This window comes from Mammaliicoccus sp. N-M50, assembly GCF_022386995.1.
GTDB classification, from domain to species: Bacteria; Bacillota; Bacilli; order Staphylococcales; family Staphylococcaceae; genus Mammaliicoccus; species Mammaliicoccus sciuri_A.
The window spans coordinates 32,879-53,638 of record NZ_JAJNJA010000005.1 but is presented as its reverse complement, the minus strand read 5'-3'; the positions used below and the strand labels follow the sequence as shown (position 1 = coordinate 53,638).

Annotated in this window: 17 protein-coding genes; 10 read left to right on the top strand and 7 right to left on the bottom strand. The window is 33.4% G+C overall.

Annotated features, from left to right (window positions below):
* Nucleotides 1–34: 34 nt before the first annotated feature.
* The 3 genes from uhpT to LQ622_RS09090 all read right to left on the bottom strand — a co-directional run bounded on the left by uhpT (nt 35) and on the right by LQ622_RS09090 (nt 3,383).
* The gene (gene uhpT / locus LQ622_RS09100; protein WP_159316073.1) at nt 35–1,414 is read right to left on the bottom strand and encodes a hexose-6-phosphate:phosphate antiporter; all 1,380 of its coding nucleotides are present in this window, start codon (nt 1,412–1,414) and stop codon (nt 35–37) included.
* Nucleotides 1,415–1,581: 167 nt separating this feature from the next.
* A complete protein-coding gene (locus LQ622_RS09095; RefSeq protein WP_239774985.1) occupies nt 1,582–2,925 on the bottom strand; it encodes a dihydrolipoyl dehydrogenase family protein in 1,344 nt (447 codons plus the stop codon).
* A gap of 20 nt (nt 2,926–2,945) precedes the next feature.
* Nucleotides 2,946–3,383, bottom strand: coding sequence for a MarR family transcriptional regulator (locus LQ622_RS09090; RefSeq protein ID WP_037589172.1), 438 nt, complete (start codon nt 3,381–3,383; stop codon nt 2,946–2,948).
* Nucleotides 3,384–3,578: 195 nt separating this feature from the next.
* Here LQ622_RS09090 and LQ622_RS09085 point away from each other — a divergent pair, with 195 nt between their 5' ends.
* Nucleotides 3,579–3,764: a hypothetical protein gene (locus LQ622_RS09085; protein WP_037589173.1), complete on the top strand. Its 186-nt coding sequence runs from the start codon at nt 3,579–3,581 to the stop codon at nt 3,762–3,764.
* Between the two features lie 49 nt (nt 3,765–3,813).
* Here LQ622_RS09085 and mecA1 read toward each other — a convergent pair whose 3' ends face one another.
* A complete protein-coding gene (gene mecA1 / locus LQ622_RS09080) occupies nt 3,814–5,814 on the bottom strand; it encodes a PBP2a family beta-lactam-resistant peptidoglycan transpeptidase MecA1 (RefSeq protein ID WP_126476573.1) in 2,001 nt (666 codons plus the stop codon).
* Nucleotides 5,815–6,433: 619 nt separating this feature from the next.
* Between mecA1 and LQ622_RS09075 the strand changes: the two genes are divergently transcribed.
* The 4 genes from LQ622_RS09075 to fadH all read left to right on the top strand — a co-directional run bounded on the left by LQ622_RS09075 (nt 6,434) and on the right by fadH (nt 10,879).
* Nucleotides 6,434–7,771 carry an aspartate aminotransferase family protein gene (locus tag LQ622_RS09075; RefSeq protein WP_037589175.1) on the top strand — a complete coding sequence of 446 codons (1,338 nt, stop codon included), beginning with the start codon at nt 6,434–6,436 and terminating at the stop codon, nt 7,769–7,771.
* A gap of 12 nt (nt 7,772–7,783) precedes the next feature.
* Entirely contained in the window at nt 7,784–8,857 is a 1,074-nt protein-coding gene (locus LQ622_RS09070; RefSeq protein ID WP_126476572.1) for a YkvI family membrane protein, read from the top strand.
* Between the two features lie 193 nt (nt 8,858–9,050).
* Nucleotides 9,051–9,929: a hypothetical protein gene (locus tag LQ622_RS09065; protein WP_185805773.1), complete on the top strand. Its 879-nt coding sequence runs from the start codon at nt 9,051–9,053 to the stop codon at nt 9,927–9,929.
* A 185-nt stretch (nt 9,930–10,114) separates the two neighbouring features.
* Complete coding sequence (gene fadH / locus LQ622_RS09060; RefSeq protein WP_159316064.1) at nt 10,115–10,879, top strand: 2,4-dienoyl-CoA reductase; 765 nt, start codon at nt 10,115–10,117, stop codon at nt 10,877–10,879.
* Between the two features lie 49 nt (nt 10,880–10,928).
* Here the strand turns inward: fadH and nadA are convergent, their stop codons facing one another.
* From nadA to LQ622_RS09045, 3 genes are read right to left on the bottom strand one after another with little or no spacing between them, the layout of a single operon-like run.
* The gene (gene nadA, locus LQ622_RS09055; RefSeq protein WP_239774983.1) at nt 10,929–12,029 is read right to left on the bottom strand and encodes a quinolinate synthase NadA; all 1,101 of its coding nucleotides are present in this window, start codon (nt 12,027–12,029) and stop codon (nt 10,929–10,931) included.
* On the bottom strand, nt 12,030–12,863 hold the full coding sequence (gene nadC / locus LQ622_RS09050) for a carboxylating nicotinate-nucleotide diphosphorylase (protein WP_239774981.1): 834 nt from the start codon (nt 12,861–12,863) through the stop codon (nt 12,030–12,032).
* Entirely contained in the window at nt 12,814–14,388 is a 1,575-nt protein-coding gene (locus LQ622_RS09045) for an L-aspartate oxidase (RefSeq protein WP_239774979.1), read from the bottom strand. Before LQ622_RS09045 ends, nadC begins: the two co-directional genes overlap by 50 nt.
* An 88-nt stretch (nt 14,389–14,476) precedes the next feature.
* Here LQ622_RS09045 and LQ622_RS09040 point away from each other — a divergent pair, with 88 nt between their 5' ends.
* The 5 genes from LQ622_RS09040 to LQ622_RS09020 all read left to right on the top strand — a co-directional run bounded on the left by LQ622_RS09040 (nt 14,477) and on the right by LQ622_RS09020 (nt 20,672).
* Nucleotides 14,477–15,568 (top strand): cysteine desulfurase family protein, encoded by a 1,092-nt coding sequence (locus tag LQ622_RS09040; protein ID WP_204258695.1) that lies wholly within the window; start codon nt 14,477–14,479, stop codon nt 15,566–15,568.
* Between the two features lies 1 nt (nt 15,569).
* A complete protein-coding gene (locus tag LQ622_RS09035) occupies nt 15,570–16,088 on the top strand; it encodes a transcription repressor NadR (RefSeq protein ID WP_239774977.1) in 519 nt (172 codons plus the stop codon).
* A 178-nt stretch (nt 16,089–16,266) separates the two neighbouring features.
* Nucleotides 16,267–18,603: an immune inhibitor A domain-containing protein gene (locus tag LQ622_RS09030; RefSeq protein ID WP_239775069.1), complete on the top strand. Its 2,337-nt coding sequence runs from the start codon at nt 16,267–16,269 to the stop codon at nt 18,601–18,603.
* Between the two features lie 143 nt (nt 18,604–18,746).
* The gene (locus LQ622_RS09025; protein ID WP_058612126.1) at nt 18,747–19,259 is read left to right on the top strand and encodes a YfiT family bacillithiol transferase; all 513 of its coding nucleotides are present in this window, start codon (nt 18,747–18,749) and stop codon (nt 19,257–19,259) included.
* A gap of 168 nt (nt 19,260–19,427) precedes the next feature.
* Nucleotides 19,428–20,672 carry an aminoacyltransferase gene (locus tag LQ622_RS09020; RefSeq protein WP_239774974.1) on the top strand — a complete coding sequence of 415 codons (1,245 nt, stop codon included), beginning with the start codon at nt 19,428–19,430 and terminating at the stop codon, nt 20,670–20,672.
* Nucleotides 20,673–20,760 lie beyond the last annotated feature (88 nt).

Sequence of the window (20,760 nt, the reverse complement as noted above, 5' to 3'; positions counted from 1 at the left end):
AAAGGAATGGGTTAAAATCCATTCCTTTTTTATATTAAATATTTAATGAGCGTATTTTCTTTTCTTCATAATATGCAACGATACATAATAAAATGATACCAATGAATAAAGCGAAGTAGAAGACGATAAAGACATCTGTCCAACCGCTAAGTGTGTATCCAAATACATTTAATCCTTTTGATTTAGGGTCTGCAATAGCAGCTAGTCCTACTTTGGCCATTGAATCACCGAATAAATAAGCGAATGATCCTGTCATACCGTTAGCAACACTGATTGCTCGTTTTGGTACAAATCCTGTTAATGAAACACCAATCAATAGTTGAGGTCCAAAGATTAATGCACCTAATGCAAATAAAGCGATATTAACCATAGCAACACTTGTAGCATTTGTATAAAGTATAACTACAAATGTAATGATAAACATACAACCAACTGCTACGACAGCACGACGTCCTTTTAGTAAATCGGAAACATATCCCCATAATAAACTCGCAACAAGTGCACCTATCTCAAAGTAGAATATGGTATTGATAGCATCAGCTTGACCGAATCCTAAATGCTCAGATACGTATAAAGGTGCCCAGTTATCTATACCTATACGTACTATATAAACAAATACGTTTGAAATACATAAAATCCAAATAACAGGATTTTTTAATATGTAAGTTTTGAAAATTTCCCATTTTGACATATGAACTGAATCAATATTTTCTTGCTCAATTGGTTCTTCCCATATTTCTTCAGCACGATTCCAACCTAATTCTTCAGGATCGTCTTTACCAATGAATAAACCAGCAATACCTATAATTAAAGCAATGACTGAAGGGAAGATGAACATACCAACAACACTACCATTAAAGAATGTATGTGCACCCCATAAAGCAAGTCCACCGGCTATTGCACCACCGATATTATGTGAAGTATTCCAAAATCCAAGGTAACGTCCTCTTTTCGAACGTGGTGCCCATCTTGAGATTGTCGAATAACTAGCTGGACCACCAACTGATTGGAACACACCGTTTAATCCCCATAAAACAATGAATAGTCCTAAAATAGAACCAAAGTAACTAAGCGTAAAGCCCATTATTAAAACAGCAAGTGCTGCTAAAACAAGTAAGAATGAAATAACTTTCTTAGTGTTCTTACCATCTATAAAGTAGCCGAGTAATGATTTACCAAGACCATATGTAATACTAAACGCTAACCCGATATATCCTAATTCTAAAGTAGTCAGACCGACTTCTTCTTTTAGTAATGGCTGAGCAGCTTTAAAGTTATTTCTAATTAAATACATTGCCATATATGTAAAGAATACTACAAAGAAAGCTTTCATAAAGTGTCGAAGCCATAACTTTCTTTGAGTTGAAAGTGGAATTCCTTTGTTAGGAATTTTGTTAATTTCAAAAAATTGCATGTAATCACCCCGTGTAGTTTTGTATATAAAAATCTTAGCAATTTGTGTAAGCGCTTTATATACGAATAAATGTCATTTTATCCAAAAAAGTGAAGTGATTTTCCAAAACAAAAACAGAGGTAAGTCTTCCGTATTAGTGACGGTAGTCTTACCTCTGTTTTTTAATATTACATCATTGCTACTTTTAATAAATCTAGCACGCCGCTTGATGAGCCTGGGAATGCAAAGATGAGTTGATTGAGTTCTTTGGATGTTAGTTTTTGGTTAACGAAAAATGTGAGTAGGTTGATTAAGTTTGCTGCGTCGTCTGCGTAGATTTCTGCGCCTACGAGTTGTTTGTCTGCGTTTAATATAATTGTCATTTCTGCTTCTGTTTCATTTTTATATTCAAATACCATTTGTTTACCGAACGGTATGTCTTTTATTGTATATGCTTCGTTATCTTCTGCTTCTTTAACAGTAACACCGATTTGTGAAAGTCTTGGTAATGAGTATAGTACTGATGGTATTGCTGGATATTGAATTGGATTTGGATTGATGCCTAATATGTGAGACGCGATGTAGTTAGATTCAAATGTTGCTGTTGGTGTTAATTTAGGAATTGTTTTATCTAATACATCACCACTTGCATATATGTTGTGTATGTTTGTTCTTAAATGATCATCGACTTGAATACCTTTTTCACTATATTCAATGCCTAATTCGTCTAATCCGATATTTTGTACATTTGGTTTACGACCTGTTGCGTCTAGTACATATTCAGTGTTGATGCTAAGTCCTGATTCTGTTGTAACGTTGTAACTGTTACCAGCTTGTTGGACTGATTGAACATTTTCATTGAAATGGAATTGTACGCCTTCTGATTCTAATTTATGAATTAATTTTGTGATGTGCTTTTCATTAAAGCCTTCTAATGGTTTGTTTGTATGGTGGATGACGTGAACTTCAGCACCTGATTTAATTGCGATTGAAGCGAATTCGATACTAATAATACCGGCACCAATAAATGTGATGCTATTTGGCATTTTATCTAAAGATAAGAAGTCACGACTATCATGTGTTAATGCACTACCTTCTATATCAAGTTTATTACTATGTTGTCCAGTTGCAATAACGATGTTCTCTGCTTGAATAGGTGTACCTTCAACATCAATTGTATGAGCATCTACTAATTTACCTGCACCCATGATTACTTCAATACCTTGTTGTTCAAACATAGATTTAAGTGTATTGGAAAGGGGATTAATGACAGCTTTCTTATATTGCATCAAGTTCTTCCAGTTTACATGTAATTGATCAGATTCAATAATTTGAGGATAGTGACTAGCTTCTTCTAACACTTCATAAGGTCCTTCAAGTAAGATTTTGGCATTACAACCGTAATTCGTACAAGTGCCAGCTATCGTGTCTTTTTCTATAATAGCTACAGATTTGCCAGAATGTTTTAACGTTAACGCAGCATGCCATGCAGCGTGGCCACTACCTATAAATACAACATCAAATTTTTTCATAGTTTATCATCCTTTATATATTATTTATTTAATTGCTTTCTTAAAGTTGTTTCTAATTGATCCATAATGTCTTTCGTTTGTTTGTATAATTCTAAATCCATCTCTTCTGATACACATTTAGAGATGGCATCATAAATAGGTTGTTTTTGTTCTTTTCCTTTTTGAGTTAATGAAACAATTAATTGTCTTTTGTCTTGGTCTGATTTTTGTCGAGTAACCCATCCTGATTGTTCTAATCTTTTAAGAAGTGGGGTAAGCGTGTTGCTTGAAAGGTCCAATTTCTGACCAATCGAATGTAATGTTTGAGGATTTTCTTCCCATAATGAAAGTAAGACTAAATATTGTGAGTAAGTTAAACCAAATGACTTAAGTTCTTTTTCATAAAATTGAGCAAATAATCGACTTACATTATATGCTGAGAAACATACTTGATTGGCTAGCTTCATATTGTGATCCATAAAATACTCCTTTCTATCGTGTGCGATTGATTATATATTAAACTATCGCGCGCGATTAATCAAAGAAGGTGCTCACAAATTGAAAAAAGATACTAATGTTGATAACTTATAAATAACAAAAGTAAAGATTGTCCTTTTACAGAAATTGTAATAATATAAATTTAAAGATGAACATGTAGTCGTGGAGGGATAGTTGTGAGTGAAAATCATGACAAAGATATTAATGAGGAAATAGAGAAAGAATTGCTAGAATATCTAGAGAATAAAGACGAAATAGAAGCAGCAAAGCCTAAAAAGAAAAAATATATGAGCATGGTATTTATATGTAGTTTAATTCTTGCATTACTATATATATCAAGAATTCTTATGAATATATTTTAAAGATATAACAAACAGAGCAGCATCCAATTACGGATGCTGCTCTGTTTGTTTATTTATCAATACGATACGTTTTCTTGCCGTTATCATATAAATCGTCATACACTTTTCCTGATATTTTGGCATTGTAACTTGCCATACCTTTATCTTGTACATCTTTCACATTAATAGCCATCATCATATTTGGATTATCTTTATCATATGAAATGAACCAGCCTATTTGTTGTCCTGTCTCACCTTGTTTCATCTTGAGTTCAGCTGTACCTGATTTACCAACTAAGTTGGCATATGATCTATAAATATCTTCTCTATGTGTTTTGTTGACAACTTGTTGCATACCGTCTGTTAACAATTTAATATTTTCCTGGGAAATGATGTTCTTTTTCCAGACTTTATTTTTCGTATCTTTGAGTACATGTGGTGCATTTACATTACCTTTATTCTCTAATGCACTGTATATTGAAAGAATTTGAACTGGATTAATCAATATTTCACCTTGTCCATAACCTGAGTCAGCTAACAATATTTCATTATCTAAGTTCTTATTTGAAATTTGTGCATTATAGAATGGATAATCACTCGGGATATCTTCACCAACACCTAGACGTTTCATACCTTCTTCGAATTTTTTACTTCCTAATTCAAGTGCAACTCTCGCAAAGAAGATATTATCGGATGATTCAATAGCTTGTTTTAAGTCGATATCGCCATTAACAACCTCATATCTTGTGACGTTGTAATCACCCCAAGATTTATCTTTTTGCCAGCCTTTTCCGTTAATTTTATAACTTGTTTTGTCGTCTAACGTCTTATTATTTAAGCCAATCATAGCTGTTAATATTTTTTGAGTAGAACCTGGTGATGTCGTGATTTGGAACTTATTAAGAAGTGGCTCTTTATCATCTTCTGTTAATTTCTTATAATCTTCATCGCTCATACCGTTCATAAATGGATAAACATCATAAGATGGCGTGCTGACAAGTGCTAACAATTCGCCTGTTTGTGGATGAATAGCAGTCCCTGAACCGTAGTCATCTTTCATGTTGTTATAAATACTTTTTTGAACTCTGGCATCAATGGTTAATTTAATATCTTTGCCATCTTTTTTCTTTTTCTTAATCAATGTATCTATCACTTTATTATTATCATCAATAATTGTGACACGATACCCGTCTTTATTTTGAAGTTCTTTATCGTAAAGTTTTTCGATCCCTTTTTTACCGACGATGGCATCTTTTTTATAACCTTTAAATGCTTTTTGCTTTAATTCTTCTGAGTTAATAGGGCCAACATAACCAAGCAAGTGCGTTGTTGCTTCTTCAAGCGGATACTGTCGACTTTCTGTTTCTTGTGTTGTGAGATGATACTTCTCAACAAAATTCTTTGTATCTTGATTCATATTTTGAACAGTCTTAAGAGGGACGAATGTATCATCTTTAACCCAGTCCTGTTCTGTTTGTTGTTTAATGTACGATTCTGAAAGGTCTAATTTTTCAGCGATTGCTTTATAATCATTTGACGAAACATTATTAGGAACAATGCCAACTTCATGTGCTGTTCCTGTAGTGGCTAACTCTACATTGTTTCGGTCTAAAATCTTACCTCGTTCTGATTTCAATGGTTCAATATTGATAGATTGATTTTTCTTCATGCCTGGAATAATGACACTTTGATTCCAATCCAATTTCCAATCTTTATCTTCTTTAATAAAGTTTAATTTAACGTCGCGATTAATTTTGCCGTAATTCGTTTGAAGTTCATATTTTGCTGTGACTTGCTTTTTGTCTTTTGAAACCTTTTTGATATCACGATCTTTAATGTTGATATCTTTGACGCCGAGACTGTCATAAATCTTAATAGGACGGTCTGTCATTTCTACTTCACCATTATCGTTTTTAGATTGGTAAGTACTATTTTTGAAGACTTGCTTAACGTTTTTATCTTCAATGGCATCAATTGTTTCGTTTATTTTCTTATCTTTAGATGCATAAAAGAATACGCCTGAACCAACAGCGATGATTACTATCACGATGGCGATGATTAATTTTTTCATAAGAATCCTCCCAGAATTAGGACTAAGAATGAGTGTTTCATTTATTCTATTGAAAGAATATAGTTATATCAATAATACCTTTTCAAATTAAAACATTAAACTAAAATCATTTGTATTTTACAACTATATATTTAAAAAAGCAGAGGAAACAATCAAAAGATTGAATATTTCCTCTGCCTTTTTAATGCAATAAAACTGAAAATTAACCGAAAGTTTGAATGCAAGTCTTGATTAAATCAATAATGCTTGTAATAACACCAGCGATATCCATTTGCAAAACCTCTTTCCTTTTAAGATACATTAAGTATAAATAAACTTAACCCATTTATGTTAAAAATTCCCTATAAAGCCAAAAATCATACATAACTGTTAATTAGATAAAAAACAACGTACAAATATGCACAAAAACCCGTCACTTAGGGAATGTGAAGGTATTTAAACAGTTTGGAAACATAACTATTCAAAAGAAAAAGTAATGTTAAAATGGCTGAAATTGTATATTTACTCCTTTTTTTAACACAAAAGTCAGAAAATTCCGAAATGTTTATTTACTTTGATGTTTCTAATTGGTAATATGCTTAAATAATAAGAATTTTTATTTAAGGAAAGGGGAATTTTTGTGGGAAAAGTACAAGATGTTATGAATAGGGATAAACAATATTTTGCTAAAGCTGGGCGTATTCCTTATTATCCATTAGTCATTGAAGAAGCTCATGGCTCAACTTTGATTGATGTAGAAGGAAAGAAATATATTGATTTATTATCGAGTGCTAGTTCACAAAATGTAGGACATACGCCTAAAAAAGTAGTTGAAGCTATTCAAAGACAGGCTTCTAAAATGGTTCATTACACACCAGCGTATATGCACCATGAACCACTTACAAAGTTATCTGAAAAGCTATGTAAATTATCTCCAGGTAATTTTGAGAAACAAGTTCTGTTTGGATTAACTGGTTCTGATGCTTGTGATGGAATGATTAAATTTGCGAGAGGCTATACGGGACGTCCATATATTATTAGTTTTGAAAATGCATATCATGGATCTACATATGGTTCGATTACAGCTTCAACTATTTCTTTGAATATGAGACGTAAAATTGGTCCATTATTACCAGGGTTCTATCATATTCCTTATCCGGATAATTACCGTGGTATGTACAAAGAAAATGAACCGAAGACTGTTGAAGGATATCTTGCACCGTTGAAAGAAATGTTTGAAAAATATGTGCCTCCAGAAGAAGTAGCTTGTATTATGATTGAAACATTTCAAGGGGATGGCGGTTTGTTAGAGCCGGTGCCAGGATATTTTGAAGCATTGTCTGATTTGTGTAAAGAACATGGTATTTTAATTGCTTTAGATGATATTCAACAAGGATTTGGTCGCACCGGTAAGTTTAGTTCAATTGAACATTTTAATATTGAAGCGGATCTTATTGCTTATGGTAAATCAATTGCAGGTGGTATGCCGATGTCAGCCATTGTAGGTCGAAAAGAGATTATGGAAGCACTAGATGCGCCAGCTCACTTATTTACAACTGGCGCTAATCCAGTTTGTTGTGAGGCGGCACTTGCCACGATTGAAATTTTAGAAGAAGAGCAATTAATTCAAGAAACTGAAAGAAAAGGTGAAATTGCCAAGAAGCGCATGAAAGAATGGGCAACAAGATTTGATTGTGTAGGAGATGTACGTGGCAAAGGGTTATCAATTGGAATTGATATTGTTTCTGATAAATCATCCAAGACAAAGGATTCTGAAGCCGCATTAAAAATTTGTAATAGATGCTTTGACCGTGGTGTAGTCATTATCGCTATAGCAGGTAGTGTGCTCAGATTCCAACCACCATTAGTGATTACGGATGAAGAATTAAATACAGCATTAAATATATTAGAAGAAACAATTGAAGAATTAGAACGAGGACAACTTAACAATTACAAGGTCGAAGGCCAAGGATGGTAAGGAGTGATATAGATGGAATTCAGTTGGAAAAATGTTATTAAATTAAGTGGTGCATATATAGCTTATTTAATTGGTTCTGGGTTTGCAACAGGTCAGGAAGTTATGCAATTTTTTGCGTCATATGGACCAGTAGGGATAGTTGGTGCATTGATTTCTGCAGTACTATTTTGCTTATTAGGTTCAATGATTATGGTTAAAGGTCACGAGTTGAAATTAAGTCAGCCTGGCGATATTTTTAAAGTTTATTGTGGTAACTTTTTCGGAAGAATTATAGAGTATTTCGCTTTATTATTCATATTTAGTATTGTGGTGATTATGATTTCTGGTACAGGGGCAGTTGTGTCTGAACACTTTAAATTACCTTCTTCAGTAGGATTTTTAGGAATGGGTATACTAGCAATGATTACAGTTATTCTAGGTTTAAATAAATTGATAGATATTATTGGTTTAATCGGTCCTGTCATCGTTGTATTAACTGTCTTTATATGTGGATATGTGTTTATTACACAAGTTGGAAACATACCATCATTTGATCATTTACCTCAAGCAGCTAAAGACTTACAACCGACTAGTCATTTTTGGCAATCGGCAATACTCTTCTTCTGTTATAACATGCTAGCAGGTACAGTATTTTTCACACAATTAGGTAGTGAAGCAAATAGTAAAAAAGAAGCGGTGGCTGCAGCAATTTGTGGAGGATCTGGTTTAATGTTAACGGTTATTATGATGGTTGTTGCGATGCTCGTTTATTATAATGATGTCATTAAATTAGAAGTGCCAGTATTGTATATAGGTGGTACAATCCATGCAATCGTTGCGCTCTTCTTCGCAATTTGTATTGTATTAGGTATATTCTCAACAACTGCGCCAATGTATTGGCTCGTTAAAAATGAAGTGATGCGCTATATCAATAATAGATTTGATATCATCGTTACAATTGTATTAGGCATTATCTTTATACTAGGTGGTACATTGCCATTTGGTTCATTAGTAGCAACCATTTATCCATTTGTAGGATATGTAGGAATATTGATTACAGTCATCATTATTGCACATACAGCATTTAATAAATTTAAGAAGGCATAATCATAAATAAAAAGGCTTTTGGGAACACATTCTTTTAAGTGAAATATCTCTGTATACATTTCAATTTACAACGTATTTGTTACAATAGTAAAGAACATGTATATAACTTATTTTAAATTATTTAGCGAATATATTATAAATTAATAAAGGAGTGATTCTTTTGAAGAAGCAACTGTTCTCTGGTCTTGTACTTATGTCGGTTGTGTTGTTGAGTGGTTGTACGATTAGTATTGGTGGAGATTCAAATGATGACAAGTCATCTAAAAATGCACAAAAGAGTGAATCACAGGATAATCAGTCTAATGGTTCAGAAAATAATAACTCGAATAAAGATGAATCTAATGATGGTAATAATCATGAATCCAATCAAGACAACAACACTTCTAACGAGAATACGAATAGTGATGAATATTATGCGAAAGTATGGTTAACGGCTTTACCGAGCTATCGAAATATGGATGAAAGTGAAATGAATGCAGATCTTCAATTTCATAATCTTGAGGGTGAGTATTTGAATCCATATAATAAAGCAAATACTGTGAAATATCCTAAAGGTATGTATCTTTTAGCAGGTTCGCCTACTGCTGCTGGACAAGTTGTGTATAAGAATAATGGAGATGGTACGATTTCTATTTATAACGTACCTTCACATTTCCAAGATAGAAGATGGTTAGAAGATGATGAATACTCTCAACAAGAGTCCGAAAAGATTTTAAACAATCCGAAAGTCGTTAAGCTTTATGATGCTTCTGATGAACAAATAGCAAAAACTGTGAAAATGTTTAATGGATCAACTTCTATGAATGATGGTTCAGATTCTGATTCAGATGATGACAGTAGTTCTGAAAAAGTAACACGTGAGAATGTTATTGATAAAGTAGAATCATATGAAGGTTCACTGTTAGATACAGATAAGTATACGTATAAAGAACCTGAGAAGACTGACGAAGGTAAATGGGGCTTCTCATTTGAAGATAAAGATGGCAATTTAGCAGGTTCTTATATTATAGACGATGACGGTAAAGTGACTGAGTATGATGAAAATGGAGAAGAAGTTGGTTCAGGATATTAATATATTGAAAGACCTTTGAGCTTATAAAGTTCAAAGGTCTATTTATTATACTAATAAATGTTTTTAAAGCTTGATGTAGCGTATAACTTCTGTTTAATTGTCCTTTATTGCAACTTATTGTACACTATATGTAAGCGCTTACTAAATACAAGTATTTTAATATAGTAAATATGAGGAGAATATATATGAAGGATAAAGTGATCATTGTAACGGGTGGTAGCAGTGGTATGGGTAAAGCGATGGCAAAGAGATTTGCAGCAGATGGTGCAAAAGTTGTCATAACTGGACGCTCACTTGAAAGACTTGAAGAAGCGAAAAAGGATATAGAACAAGAAGAAGGACAAGTATTATGTATTGATATGGACGTACGTGATCCAGAACGTGTTCAGTATACTGTTGATGAAACAATTAAAACATTTGGTAAAATAGACGGATTAGTCAATAATGCAGCAGGAAATTTCATTTGTGCAGCTGAAGATTTATCTTATAACGGTTGGAATTCAGTTATAGATATTGTGTTAAATGGGACTTTCTATTGTTCGCAAGCAGTAGGTAAAGAATGGATTAAGAGTGGTCATAAAGGACGTATATTGAATATTGTAGCAACATATTCTTGGACAGCTGGTGCTGGTGTGATACATTCAGCAAGTGCCAAAGCAGGTGTACTTGCTATGACGAGAACATTAGCAGTTGAATGGGGAACTAAATACGGAATTACGGTTAATGCGATTGCACCTGGACCAATTGATAATACAGGTGGTGCTAAGAAGTTAACGTTATCTGAAGATGCCAGACAACAAACATTAGATAGTGTTCCTGTAGGTAGAATGGGCCAACCTGAAGAAATTGCAGGATTAGCAAGATTTCTATTCTCAGATGAAGCGGCTTATATCAATGGCGATTGTATCACAATGGATGGCGGTCAGTGGCTCAATCGAAATCCATTTTAATATTAAATAACCTTTCACCTCGATTATATTGTAGGTGAAAGGTTATTTTTTATACGATACTTAACATGCGTTCTAATGATTGTTTCGCAAAATGCGATGTTTCTTTATCTACTTTAATAATATTTGATCGATCTCCGGCAATGATTTTATCTAAGCACCATGCGAGATGAGGTAAGTCAATTCTATTCATAGTTAAGCATGAACACATAAGTGGATTAAGTGATTCAATTGTAATATCTGTATAAGTCTCTTTTAAACGTTGTACGAGGTTCATCTCAGTACCAATCACCCAATGAGAACCTTTTGGCGCATTTTTTATTTTGTCGATTATATATTTAGTTGAACCTGCATAGTCTGCCATTTGTACAATATCAAATTGACACTCTGGATGTACAATAACATTCACGTCTGGATCTTTTTTTCGCGCTTGATCAATGTGAATGGGGTAGAACTTTTCATGAACAGAACAATGTCCCTTCCATAAGATGATTCTAATATCTTCATCACGACCGTCGAAGTCTAGTTTCTTTTGTATTGGATCCCAGACGGCCATTTCCTCAAGTTTAATACCTAATTTATAAGCTGTATTACGACCTAAATGTTGATCAGGTAAAAATAATATACGTTTATCTTGATCTAAAGCCCATTGAATCACGCTGTCAGCATTACCACTTGTCACACAAGAACCACCATTTTCTCCGACGAATTTTTTGATTGCAGCAGTCGAATTCACATAAGTAAGCGGGAGAATATTATCACCTAAACGTTTCGTTAATATGTCATAGCCATGAAGCGCTTGTTCAATATTCGCCATATCTGCCATAGAGCAACCTGCAGATAAATCAGGTAAGTAAATATCTTGATTATCGTCAGTCAAGATGTCGGCAGTTTCAGCCATAAAATGCACACCATTAAAGACGAAATATTGAGCTTTTGTGTTCTCTTTACAAATACGTGCAAGTTCAAGAGAATCGCCCATAATATCAGCAAATTGAGCAACTTCATTTTTTTGATAGTGATGCGTTGGCATAAATAAACGATCACCTAATGAAGCTTTAATGGATTTAATTTTGTCTTCAAGTTCTTGATGAGACATTTTTATGTACTTTTCAGGAATAGATTGGGTATTCTCAATTGTGAGATTAAACATTTATATAACCACCTTTGCAGAGATATCTAATGCATGTTGCTCATAAAATAACGAACCTATAGAAATATAATCGACACCCGTTTCAGCGTAATCGACAACATTTTTAATATTGATGTTACCGGATGCTTCAGTTTGTATATGTTCAGGCACTTTCGCGATATGTGCTTTTATCCATTCTGGTTTGCAATTATCAAACATAATGATATCCACATTGGATAATATGGCTTCATCTAAACTATGTTCATCTTCAATTTCTATTTCGATTTTATCCATTGGTCCGATATGTTGTTTAGCTTTAGCAACAAGTTCACGAATCGATGAACTGAAACTAATATGGTTATCTTTTAACATTAATCCGTCATTAAGCGTTCGACGGTGATTATAGCCACCACCAATAAGTACTGAATGTTTCTCGAACATACCTAATCCTGGCGTTGTCTTTCTCGTATCTACAATTTTGACGTTTGTATGGTGAACTTTTTGGACGATTTCATGTGTAGCTGTAGCGATACCGGACATTCTTTGAATTAAATTTAAAGTGATGCGTTCCATCGTCAGGAGTGTCGAAATGCTACCTTCAATAACAGCGAGCTTCTGACCTTTCTCTATGAATGTACCGTCTTGAACGAACAAAGTGGTCGTTATAGCATCATCAATCAGTTTAAAACTTTCTTGAATGATTATTTCACCACAAAATATGCCTTCTGATTTACTTAAAAGTGTTAATGTACCTTGTTGAGTGGCATCGAATAATCTTGAAGATAAATCACCATAATGGTTATCTTCAAGGTAAAATTGTTTGAGTTTTTCTTGGACGTATAACTTGTTTAGCATGAATTGAATCCTCCATTAGTATTTCGATATCAGTATGTTGTAGTGTTGGTTCAGTATTTGGATAATCTAATCTGTAGTGGACACCGCGTGATTCTGAACGACTTAAAGCTGATATTGAGATCATTTCTAAAGTCTTTACTTCTATATATTTCTGCCAATCTGATTGAGTCCATTCAGCTAAAGTCATCGCATTGTTTAGACAATCTTGTATTGAATTTAAGTAAGCTGAGATGTCTGGACCATTACGCTCTATACCTAACACTTTAAAAGTTTGTTGACGTAGACCTTGTATGTCTTCATCACTTATTTTAGGAATCGGTCGTTGCTCATATTCGCTAACATGAATATATCTTATTTCAGATTGGTGAATAGCTTCTCCGCAAAGATGTCCCATAACAAGTGCTTCAAGTAAGGAATTACTGGCTAGACGATTTGCACCATGAAAATTTGTATTACTCGCTTCTCCAATAACGTAAAAGTGGCTCAAGTTCGTTCGACCATAAATATCTGTTTTTACGCCACCCATTGTATAGTGTGCACCAGGTGTAATTGGAATGAGATGATGCGCATATTCATCTAGAAAGTGTTCAATGACGTTTTGATAAATCGTTGGAAATCTATTAGAAAATGCTTCAACCTGTTCAATATTAATAAAGCATTGATGACCAAGTTGTTGTTGCTGAAAGATGGCTCTACTTGTCACGTCTCTAGGGGCGAGACTGCCTAAAGGGTGTTTATCTTTCATAAAATGCTCCCCAAGGCTATTGACTAAAATACCACCATGACCTCTTACTGCCTCGGAAACTAGACCGTATGTTTGTCCGGGCTTACCGAGTAAAGTGGGATGAAATTGAATCATTTCCATATGTCTTAATGGAATGCCGTGATGATGCGCGATAACATGACCTGAACTTATTGAACTAGACGCACTGGAATGAGTAGGGAATAAATTGCTGTAACCACCTGTAGCCAAAATGACATCATGGGCTATGATATCAAGTTGTTGTCCATGTTTATCAAGTGCACGTACACCACAAACAGCATGTTCTGTATCTTTCAACAAATCAATTACTTCAGTTTCTTCATAAATCTTAATATGCTTGGATGATAATTGATTCATCAAATGGTGCGTTAAATATTTACCCGTTTGATCTCCACCAATATGTAATATGCGTGGTCGAGTGTGCGCACCTTCCATCGCGAAATCTAAATCTTGTTGATTTGTAACCGTATCAAAATTCAATCCATTTTGAATGAGTTGCTCAATATAACGGTGGCTATGTTGGATGATGGATTGTATGACCTCAATATCTCCAAGTTCATTGCCAGCTTTATATGTATCTACAATATGCGCATGGCCATTGTCATGTTCATATTGAGAACAACAAATCCCGCCTTGAGCTAGGGAACTGTTATGTTTATTTAGTTTATCTTTCGTAATGCAATAAATTTCAGTTTGCTCATTAAATGACTGTATAGCTGCTAATGCAGCGATGCCAGAACCTACTACAATGACTTTTCTCAAAGTTTACACCTTACTTTACATATATGTTATCATTTTATATACAATATATTGACACAATGAAACGTAAATAACAAGAGGGGGATTATAATTGATTTATTTAGATAATGCATCAACTACGAGGATTGATAGCCAAGTGATGGATGTCTATCAAGATATACAGCGCGAAGCATATTACAATAGCGAAAGTTTACATATAGGTGGTATACATACTAGACAGTTATTGGATGAGTGTAAACAATTTATAAAGGATTACTTTTCAACAGATAAAGAAGTGATTTATACAAGAAGCGGTTCTCATGCAAATGAAATTGCGATACATAGTTTTTTGAAAGAGATGGAGGGCGGTAAAGTACTCGTTTCACCTTATGAACATCCCTCTATACATGCCGCTTTAGAAGTTTATCAAGATAAATTTGAAATGATTATGTTGCCTTTAGACAATAATGGAGAAATAGATTTAGAACATACGACTGACTTCATGACAGATGATGTCGTGCTCATCATTGCACAACATGTTAATTCTGAGACTGGATACATATTACCTGTTGAAGCATTGAGTCAAATTGCACAGGATTACAATATTCCAATACATGTTGATGGCGTACAAGCAGTTCATAAATTAAATGATATTAATATAAAATGCTTCAGTTCATACGCTTTTTCAGGTCATAAGTTTCACGGTACAAAAGGTTCGGGTGTGTTAATGATGAATCATGAATATGTAAAGCCGTTAAATCAACATTATTTTCATGAAATGTATACACAAAATGGTACAATAGATTCACCAAGTATTATCGCGATGACAAAAGCATTATCAATAACACCTAGTATTGACGAGATGCATACTTTACAACAATACTTCATCGAACAATTAAGTGACTTATCATTTACACCTATTGTTTACAAAGCGCAAGCACCACATATTATTGCAGTATTAACACCGATATATGAAGGACAATATATTATGCAATATTTGTCGAATAGAAATATATGTGTTTCGACAGGCACTGCATGTGGTCATGGCGCATTGTTAAGTAGTGGTTTACAAGTTAAAATAGATTCAATACCTGAGAAAACGTATGACCAATATATACGTTTATCTATTGGAAAATTTACGACTAGAAATGACATAGATACTTGTTTGCACCATTTAAAAACAGCTATAAGAGGAGATCAGTGAAATGAATAACCCTTTTAAAAGAAGAGAACAAATTTTACAATTACTCGAATCTTCAGATGAACCGATTAGCGGTAAACAACTGAGTCAACAATTCGATGTTTCGAGACAGATTATTGTGAAAGATATTTCTATATTGAAATCACAAAATTATAATATTGATTCAACAAGTCGTGGTTATGTTGTTAATAATGTACAATGCGGTAAAAGATATAAACGTGTCATTGTTTGCCAACATGATAATGACCGAATGGAAGAAGAGTTAAAGCTTATATTGGATAACGGGGCAATGATTGATGATGTTGCGATTGATCATCCTGTGTATGGCAGTATTAAAGCGGATTTAATGATTGAAACGTACGAAGATTTATCTAAATTCATTAGTGAAATGGAAAAGTTTGAAGGACAAATGTTAGCGCACTTAACAGATAACCTTCATTTACATACGATTTCTGCACATACTGAAAAGATTTTAGACAATGCTGTAAGGGACTTGAAAGAAAATCATTTTATTATAGAATAACTAACAATATACCTCCGTATAATTTTGCATAAAGTAAAATTATACGGAGGTATATTATTTAGATATATTAAAAAGAAAAATTAGAATTTTTTGAATTCTTACTACTATTTTATGGGAATATGTATATAATGTATATAGATTAGATAAATAAGGGGGATTTTTTAAAGTGAATTTATTTATGAAAAAATTATCATTAGCGTCTTTGAGTGCTCTGATTGCACTACCTGCATTTGCTACTCAAGCATCTGCAAATAGTGTCGCACCAAATGAAGACAGGTTACTCGAAACATTAGAAAAAGACGGTGTTATTGAATCATCTGAAACACCTGAACAGAAAAACAAAAAGATCAGAGAGTATATGGATGGTAAAGGTGAACAATATCATCAAAAATACATACCGAATAAAGGACTTTTTGATAAGAAGTACAACAAGGGGAATAATGGTAAGCGTCAAGGACAGATGAATAAGAATCAAAAAGAAATGTATAAAAAGAAAAACAACGGTAAACGTGTTGATAATGTTCAAGAAGAAAAATATAAAGGTAAAGTACGACAAGATAAAGTGTTAGTACTAGCGATGGAATTTCCAGACTATCCACACAATTCAATTAAAAAAGATGAAACGGATATGTACTATGATGATTATACAGTTTCGCATTTTCAAGATATGGTATTTGGAGAAAATGGTTATAAAGGTCCAAATGGCGAGAATTTAATGAGTATGAAACAGTATTACAAAAACCAATCTGGTGGTAGTTATGATATAGATGGAAAAGTGCATGGTTGGTATAAAGCTAAACATCCTGCAAGTTATTATGGTGGAAATGTGCCAGACGAAAGTGGCAGTGATGGTAAACCGAAAGAATTGATTAAAGAAGCGCTAGAACAAGCAGCGAAAGATCCAGATATTAATTTAAGCGATTATGATCAATGGGATCGTGATGATATTGATGGTGACGGCGTTTATGATGAGAAAGATGGTATCATTGATCACATTATGATTGTACATGCAGGACCTGGTGAAGAATCAGGTGGCGGTAAATTAGGAACAGATGCTATTTGGTCACATAGATGGTCACTTGATATTGATGATAAAGGTGAACCTTATACAATTCCAGGCACTGATTCTGGGCTTGATCAATTTGATGGGAAATTAGCAGCAATTGATTACACAGTTCAACCTGAAGATGGTGCAGCAGGTGTGTTCTCTCATGAATTCGGACATGATTTAGGATTACCGGATGAATATGATACTGAGTATTCAGGTAAAGGTGAACCTGTTTCATTCTGGTCTATTATGTCATCAGGTAGTTGGGCAGGAACTGTTCCAGGTACTGAACCGACTGGATTTGATCCATACATGAAAGAAATGCTTCAACAATTACATGGTGGTAATTGGCAAACAGGTAATGAAATCAACGCATCTGAATTTAAAGGTGAAACGTCAGAACTTATAGATGAAGCATCTACTAAAGGAACAAACAATGATGCAATTAAAGTTAAGCTCCCTGACAAATCTACTTTAATTCAAAAACCATTTCAAGGTAAGAAAGCATACTGGAGTGGCGCAGATGATGATTCACAATATTCAATGGAAACAGCATTAGATTTAAGTTCTGCTAAATCAAGTAAGCTAAAATTTAAGACTTGGTATGATATAGAACAAGGATTTGACTATGGTTATGTTCAAGTATCTACAGACGATGGTCAAAATTGGGAAAACGTAGCAGGTAATATTACGAACAATGATGATCCATCAGAGAGTGGTCAGAACCAAGGAAATGGTATTGATGGTCAGTCTGAAGGATATGTAAATGCTAAATTTGATTTATCAAAATACGATGGCAAAAAAGTAAAATTAAGATTCTTATATGTAACAGATAAATTTGAAACAAATCCAGGTTGGTTTGTCGATAAAGTTAGAGTAACTTCAGAAGATGGACAAAAAATCTTCAGTGATAATGCAGAAAATAAAGCGAAATTTGATTTACAAGGCTTTGAACAAAGTGATGGCAATAGATATGATGAGAACTACTATTTATTACAATGGAGAAACTTTACAGGACCAGATAAAGGATTACAACACATTAAACGCGGTGGCGGAACAATGTCTTACAACAAAGGTTTAACAGTTTGGTACGTTGATAAGAGTTTCTCAGATAACAACGTAAGTTCACACCAAGGACAAGGTTTCATAAGCGTTGTAGATGCTGACCAAAATGCATTGAATTGGAAGAAAAAAGGTGTAGCTGATGATCCAGCAACAACACAATTCCAAATTAGAGATGCAGCATTTAGTTTAGATCACCAACCTAAATTGAAATTGAAAAACGAAGACGGCTATAAACTTCATGATAATAAAACGAAGAAAAATCCTGTATTCGATGACAGTCAAAATTACTCAAACCAAGGACAAAAAGATGCAGGCGTATTATTACCGAATCATGGCTTGAAATTTGAAGTATCAGCAAAAAGTAAAGACAACTCAGTCGGTAAAGTGAAAATTACAAAATAAATATTCAAACAGGAACGCCTAGTTGGTGTTCCTGTTTTTTGGAATTAATCAATTACTTAACCACTCAATCTGTTTAATTTTCTTTCATAGTAAATATCCCCTATAATAAAGGTGAATTTAATCTAATGAAAAGGGTGATTATTGTGGATGTAAGATTTCCGATTGGAGAATTAGAATTACCTGAAAAAGTAACAATGAATGATATTAATCAGTGGTTAGATGAGATTGGTAACTACGCAAATCGATTAAGAAAAGTTGTTGATGGATTAAACGACGAAGCATTAAAGAAAAAGTACAGAGAAGGTAGTTGGACAGTGAGACAGCTTGTCCATCATATAGCCGATTCTCAACTGAATATGTATCAACGTTTGAAGATTGCTTTAACCGATGATAGAAAGCCGACGATAGTTGGTTTTGATCAAGAAAAATGGATTGAATTACCAGATAATGAATTACCTATCGAATGTTCTCTTAGAATGCTAGAAGGTATTAACGAACGGATTGTTGCAGTAGGACGAAGTTTGTCTGAAGAACAACTGAAACGCGCATTCATTCATGAAGATAATGGTGAAACAACAGTAGCTTTTAAAATTGCGAAATTATCATGGCATGAAGAACATCATTTAGCACATATTAAATTAGCTTTAAATAATTAATCACATTACCGCCCAAATAATATTTGGGCGGTTTTTTATATAAAATACAATAGTGTTTAGATTTTTTTATCAAACATATTAAAGTGGAATAATCTTATTATAAGTTACATTTAATTCCATAATTGGTGTATTATTGTAAGTAGATATACAATTATGGGGGGATTTGTTGTGGAATTTGTAAATTTGGAAGTTGAGGAATTTGATTTATTTGTGAAGGGGCATTTTTCGCATTATACGCAATCGGCTGAACAATATAATTATCGAAATCTTACAAATGCCGACTGTCATTTAGTTGGGGTAAAAGACAGTCAGCAAAATATCATTGCTGCATGTTTATTAACAGAAGCACAGTCTTTAAAGTTCTTTAAATATTTCTATAGTCATAGAGGTCCGGTAATGGATTACAACAATATAGAGCTTGTTAATTTTTTCTTTGAGAATTTAACTAAATATTTAAGAAAAAGAAATTGTTTATTTGTACTTGTAGATCCATATGTTATTGAGAATATTAGAAATCATAGTGGAGAAATTTTGAAGTCGAATAATAATCGGGCTTTGATTCATAATTTGGATAAACTCGGTTACAAGCATGAAGGATATAGCATAGGTTATTCAGATAAACGACAAATTAGGTGGATTTCGGTATTAGATCTTAAAAATAAATCTCTAGATGACGTCTTAAATGATATGGAATATAAGACAAGACGAAATATTAAGAAGACTGAAGAGATGGGTGTGAAAGTACGAGAGTTACCAGTTTCAGAAGTGAGTTTATTTTACAGTTTATTTCAAATGGCAGAAGAAAAACACGGCTTTTCTTTTAGAGATGAAGCATATTTCAAAAAAATGCTAGAAATGTACAAAGGTAAATCATGTATAAAGCTTGCTTATATAGACTTGAATGATTATATTAGTAATTTGATTTTTGAGAAAGAAAAATTAAATATAGAAAGAACAAGTATCGAAGAAGCTTTAAAAGAAAGTCCAAATTCTAAAAAGAATAAGACGAGAAAGCAAGAAAATGAGAAAAAGCTAAATAGTATTGAAGGAAAAATAAAAGAAAGCGAAATTTTAAGAGGTATAGAAGGTGACATACTTAATTTAGCAGCAGCACTCTATATTTATAATGACCATGAAGTGTACTATTTATCTAGCGGATCTAATCCTAAATTTAATAGATTTATGGGAGCATACAAACTTCAATGGGAAATGATTAAATTTGCTAAAGAACACCATATAGACCGTTATAACTTTTATGGTATTACGGGTGATTTTACAGAAAACGCAGAAGATGCGGGTGTTATTAAATTCAAAAGTGGATTTAATGGACATGTAGAAGAATTAATTGGTGATTTTATTAAGCCTATCCGACCAGTATTTTATAAATTATATAAACTTTTGAATAAATCGTAAAATCTAGCAAAGAAGCCGTCCAAAAAATTGGACGGTTTTTTGTATATTAGAATAAGGTTATTAATATTCTGAAAATTTTTAAAATAGT

What these genes read in the sequence shown, in the direction of transcription:
- uhpT (WP_159316073.1), bottom strand. Translation starts at nt 1,414, where the DNA reads ATGCAATTTTTTGAAATTAACAAAATTCCTAACAAAGGAATTCCACTT.
- LQ622_RS09095 (WP_239774985.1), bottom strand. Translation starts at nt 2,925, where the DNA reads ATGAAAAAATTTGATGTTGTATTTATAGGTAGTGGCCACGCTGCATGG.
- LQ622_RS09090 (WP_037589172.1), bottom strand. Translation starts at nt 3,383, where the DNA reads ATGGATCACAATATGAAGCTAGCCAATCAAGTATGTTTCTCAGCATAT.
- mecA1 (WP_126476573.1), bottom strand. Translation starts at nt 5,814, where the DNA reads ATGAAAAAATTAATCATCGCCATCGTGATAGTAATCATCGCTGTTGGT.
- LQ622_RS09070 (WP_126476572.1), top strand. Translation starts at nt 7,784, where the DNA reads ATGGAATTCAGTTGGAAAAATGTTATTAAATTAAGTGGTGCATATATA.
- LQ622_RS09065 (WP_185805773.1), top strand. Translation starts at nt 9,051, where the DNA reads ATGTCGGTTGTGTTGTTGAGTGGTTGTACGATTAGTATTGGTGGAGAT.
- fadH (WP_159316064.1), top strand. Translation starts at nt 10,115, where the DNA reads ATGAAGGATAAAGTGATCATTGTAACGGGTGGTAGCAGTGGTATGGGT.
- nadA (WP_239774983.1), bottom strand. Translation starts at nt 12,029, where the DNA reads ATGTTTAATCTCACAATTGAGAATACCCAATCTATTCCTGAAAAGTAC.
- nadC (WP_239774981.1), bottom strand. Translation starts at nt 12,863, where the DNA reads ATGCTAAACAAGTTATACGTCCAAGAAAAACTCAAACAATTTTACCTT.
- LQ622_RS09035 (WP_239774977.1), top strand. Translation starts at nt 15,570, where the DNA reads ATGAATAACCCTTTTAAAAGAAGAGAACAAATTTTACAATTACTCGAA.
- LQ622_RS09030 (WP_239775069.1), top strand. Translation starts at nt 16,267, where the DNA reads ATGAAAAAATTATCATTAGCGTCTTTGAGTGCTCTGATTGCACTACCT.